The following is a 4,215-nucleotide window of genomic DNA, read 5'->3' on the forward strand; positions in this document are numbered from 1 at the left end:
AAAGGATTTATAAGAGAGACTAACAACCCTTATGTGTAAATTAGGTATTGTTTTTTCAGAAGAATGTGAGATAGAAGATATGTTACTATTATCAATTTGAGGTTATAAAAAAATTATATAATGAATTCAAACATATATAGATGTAAATTTTTATTTATTTTTTTTGTATGTGTAACATTATTGTCTTGTGGAGAAAAAATAATTTATGATAAACTTTTAAATGTATTAAAAATACAAGAAAATGTAGACAATAAAATTAAAAAGAAGGAAACAGGTATTTTTTCTTATCCAAAATTTGGCTTCTCTTTTTCTTTAAAGAAAGGAAAATTTAATGGTCCTTTTAAAATTATCACACAAAATAATGATACCATTTTGTATATTAATTTTGTAAATGATAAAATTAATGGATATTATCAATTTATAGATTATAGACAAAAAATAATGTATCCTTATAACTTTATTTTCACTACAAAGTATAATAAATTTATTAAATTCTATGGTAAAGGCTATGTAAGTTCAGAAGAAAAAAAGGAAGGCTATTGGATAGAACTATTAGGAAGAGGGTCATATATAAGTGGTAAAAAAGAAGGATATTGGGAAGAATGGGATATTGAAGGCTATATTTTAAAAAAAGGAATGTATGTAAATAACCAAAAAGAAAAATTATGGAAAGAAGATATTCCCTTTTTCAATATTTACACAGAAGGTATCTATATAAATAACAAAAAAGAGGGTATATGGATAGAAAGAGATAAGGATACCACTTATAAATTGGAATTACTTTATTTAAATGATAGAATAAAAGACACTTTAAATAAGATTCTTCCTTATCCCTGAAATAGGTGAAGAGGTATTGGTGGATTTTGAAGGAGGTAATGCGGAACGTCCTTTTGTGCTGGGGGCACATTATAATGGTGAGGCGAAAAGTGGGACAAATGGGACAGGTAAGACGGGGGGGGGAATTGTGAATTATGAATTGGGCACGGCTACAAGCTCGCGCCAGCGGGGGAGTTTTTATTCTGCCAAACCCACTCATTCAGAAATTATTTCAGATGAAAATGTATCAGAAGGCAAAACTTCTCAAAGAGTCAGATATAAAAATGGAGATATCGCAGAATATGGAACTCACCCTACAAAAGGGAAAACTTGGATATTATATAAAGCAAAAAATAATGAAGTGGAGTTGTTAAAAATGCCAGATAGTTTAGATTATAAAAAAGACAAAGTTTTTATAAATTATATTTTTTCGGGTACTAAAAGACGTTACACAAGTCCAGATGTTTTTGCAGGATTTATAGGAGCCTTGGCAAGAACAGGACTTAAGATACAAACTACTGGGAGTTGTTTTAAGTATGGAAGTAGTTTTCCGAGTGTGGAGCATATAAATGGAGAAAGTGTAGATACATTGTACTTAAAAGATTCTGATGAACAAAAATTTATAACTGCAATGAATAATTTTGGTTTTAACAAACAAATTACAGGAAAAGACAAGAAAAAATTTGATAATGCAATTCAAGAGAAAAAGGGTTCTTTGCATAATAGTCATTTACATTCAAGATTTAATAAAAGTGTTATAAAAAGAATTTTATTATCGTTTTTAATAATAATTTTTTCTTGTCAGAATAAAAGTAAATCTCAAACGGATTATCAAAATCAAGAGCTACCAAATATAAATAAAGAAATTACAGATAGTTTATTAGGAAGTCCTTTAATTGGAGATAAATTGTTTATAGAAAAATTAAAAGAAACTTGTAGTATAGATTATTTCAATAGAGAAGATTCTTGTTTATATGATAAAATTGAAATTAATTATTATAAACTATTCAGAAAAGAAAAAAAATTAATGGATAGTATCACATTAAATAGTAATATAAACTTGAAATTTAAAAATAATTTGATTGTTAAAAATAATCACGAAGAACATATAAAAACTATATTGTATTCTTACTTAAACAATGATATAATAGATTCTTTATTATGTTACGAATACTATAATAATGCAAATACATTATCAGCATATGAAAAATACTATTATATAAATTTAAAAAAACAAAAAATTTCAACTGTATATCTTGTATATGATGAATCTTCTATAATAGTGGATAATTATGAAGAATATAAAATAGATAATACAACAGGAAAGTTTAAAAAAATAGAAAAATGAGAAAGATAATTTTATTTTTATTATTTGTTAATTTTATAGCTTGTAGACAAAAAACGAAGGTTACAGAAAAAGAGACAGAAAAAAAAGAAACTACAACTCAGCAAGAGTTAAGTTATCCTCCAAAAGAAATTTCGTTTGATGATTTAGAAGAAGTTTCGTTGCCTTTTTGCATAAAAGGTAGTTATGTGAAAGATGATTTGTATTATGTAGATATTGATAAATTTTTAGGCTTTCATAAGTTAAAAAAATCTCTAAACAAGGAAGTAAATGCCCTTTTTCATAAAGGTACGATTGATTTTATAACTAATGAAGAAGTTTTGATAGCTTACCCCTATTATCAAGAAAGTGAGGACTCTCCTCCTTTTGCTGTAAAGAAAATACAAATAAATGATTCTATAACTACCGTTCTATATGGATATATACGAGTAAATGAATATTCAGTACCGCGTATAGAGTTGCAAACATTTGATAAACAAGGGAATTATATAGATAGTATCATTCTTTATTATCGTCTCGCCGATGAATGTTCAGGAGAGCGAACATTTTGTATTGATAAAAACTTTAAAATAAAAATACAAACAGAATTTGGGTGTACTGCAATTGAAAAAGATGATGAAGATTTTAATTTTGAACAGACTGATACATTTAAAATCACTGAAACAGGAAAAATAGTGAAACAATAAAATTAATTTATCATAGGAAAGAATAATACATTTTCTTACCTTTGCAAAACAAATAAACAAGATAGAACAATGAACAACCTACTCACCCATTATCCTGTAAATTGGATAGACGGAATGAAGCTAAGCAGCAGCCATTTTATTGCTGTGCAGGACTTTGTAACTGATAGTGTTAGAGATGCCATAGCCCTGCAAACCACAGACCTTAACTATGGCTTACAGCCTATGGCTGGTGATTCGGTAAAGATGCACGTGCTGATGGATCACTACAACTGCCTGCAACTAACCCTTGAAGAGTGCCACGCCGTTACTCCTAATGGAATACACATACAAATCAGTGCCTCACAAGAAGGACAAAGGAGTTGCTCTCTATCAATGGCAATGGAAATTAATAAACCCCGCAATAAAAGAAATATTAAATAGAATAATTAATGAGCAATTATGAGAGTATTTTTAGTATTACTATATTTGTATGCTTCCTATGTAATAGCACAACCTAAAAATGAAACGTTTGATTTTAAGCTCGCTAAAGAGCTTGAACATAAAAGAGGGGTATTATTGAAAGATATATATATGAAAGAAGGGTGCAGAGTTTATGATATAGATTTTGACAAAGAAGAAGGGGGATATATAGAGGAAAGTTTGCCCTCCCCTTCTTTTATAACACGCCGTAAAGATTATTATCCGAATGGAAAAATTAAAAGCATCAAGCATTTTATAGGAGAAAATGTACTTATCGGAAAATCTGTTTATTACAATAAAAAAGGCGTTAAAAGAATTGTAGATGAAGATAAGAAATTCAAGAAAATTAAATATCCTTATATTTTACAATTCTTGGAAAAGAAAGGACATATCAACCTTAAAACTGGAAAAGGTAGAATTGTTGATATTAGAGGAACAAATTATTTTGGATTTCAATTAAATTATGTAGAAGAAATGAATATGTGGGAGGCTATCATAAAAGATGGTTACCCAGAAGATAAATGTTTAGAGAAATATATAGAATTAGCAAAAAAAGAGAAATATATAGAATTAGCAAAAAAAGAAAAACAAAAAAGAGAAGAGGATCATCTGATAGTTTGTTCATATAGAAATTGTGATCTACATTATTTTATAGATGCAATTTCTGGAAAACAGATTTCAAAACAAGAGTACGCAAAAAGATATAGAGCAGCGTTTGGTGAAGAGGATGAAAGATTTGATTATATCTTTACAGAGCCGTGATATAATTTTTGAGTTGGCAGCTTCTAATGCTGATGAACAAATCGCTCCACACGAAGTTTTGCCTCGGAAGCCGTAAGACAACGATGGAAAGATTTAATAGAGAGGAAATGGAAAATGTATTATGGAATTATTTAAGGGACAAAGCCT

Annotated in this window: 4 protein-coding genes and 1 pseudogene; all 5 read left to right on the forward strand. The window is 28.4% G+C overall.

Features of this window, described 5'->3' with window-relative positions; all coding sequences use genetic code 11:
• Window positions 1-120 precede the first annotated feature (120 nt).
• The 5 genes and pseudogenes from HMPREF9075_RS11450 (at window position 121) to HMPREF9075_RS11470 (ending at window position 4,068) form a co-directional block, all read left to right on the forward strand.
• The gene (locus tag HMPREF9075_RS11450; RefSeq protein WP_009416760.1) at window positions 121-837 is read left to right on the forward strand and encodes a toxin-antitoxin system YwqK family antitoxin; all 717 of its coding nucleotides are present in this window, start codon (window positions 121-123) and stop codon (window positions 835-837) included.
• A pseudogene (locus HMPREF9075_RS14085) lies at window positions 821-931 on the forward strand (phage baseplate assembly protein V); the annotation flags it as partial. The gene HMPREF9075_RS11450 and the pseudogene HMPREF9075_RS14085, both read left to right, overlap by 17 nt.
• 1,229 nt (window positions 932-2,160) lie before the next feature.
• Complete coding sequence (locus tag HMPREF9075_RS11460; protein WP_009416762.1) at window positions 2,161-2,847, forward strand: hypothetical protein; 687 nt, start codon at window positions 2,161-2,163, stop codon at window positions 2,845-2,847.
• Window positions 2,848-2,916: 69 nt separating this feature from the next.
• Window positions 2,917-3,267 (forward strand): hypothetical protein, encoded by a 351-nt coding sequence (locus tag HMPREF9075_RS11465; protein WP_009416763.1) that lies wholly within the window; start codon window positions 2,917-2,919, stop codon window positions 3,265-3,267.
• An 18-nt stretch (window positions 3,268-3,285) separates the two neighbouring features.
• Window positions 3,286-4,068: a hypothetical protein gene (locus HMPREF9075_RS11470; RefSeq protein WP_009416764.1), complete on the forward strand. Its 783-nt coding sequence runs from the start codon at window positions 3,286-3,288 to the stop codon at window positions 4,066-4,068.
• Window positions 4,069-4,215: the final 147 nt, after the last annotated feature.

It is taken from the genome of Capnocytophaga sp. oral taxon 332 str. F0381 (genome assembly GCF_000318275.2).
Lineage (GTDB): Bacteria > Bacteroidota > Bacteroidia > Flavobacteriales > Flavobacteriaceae > Capnocytophaga > Capnocytophaga bilenii.

Excerpts from the sequence above, each read along its gene's own strand:
- HMPREF9075_RS11450 (WP_009416760.1), top strand. The coding sequence starts at position 121 with ATGAATTCAAACATATATAGATGTAAATTTTTATTTATTTTTTTTGTA.
- HMPREF9075_RS11460 (WP_009416762.1), top strand. The coding sequence starts at position 2,161 with ATGAGAAAGATAATTTTATTTTTATTATTTGTTAATTTTATAGCTTGT.
- HMPREF9075_RS11465 (WP_009416763.1), top strand. The coding sequence starts at position 2,917 with ATGAACAACCTACTCACCCATTATCCTGTAAATTGGATAGACGGAATG.
- HMPREF9075_RS11470 (WP_009416764.1), top strand. The coding sequence starts at position 3,286 with ATGAGAGTATTTTTAGTATTACTATATTTGTATGCTTCCTATGTAATA.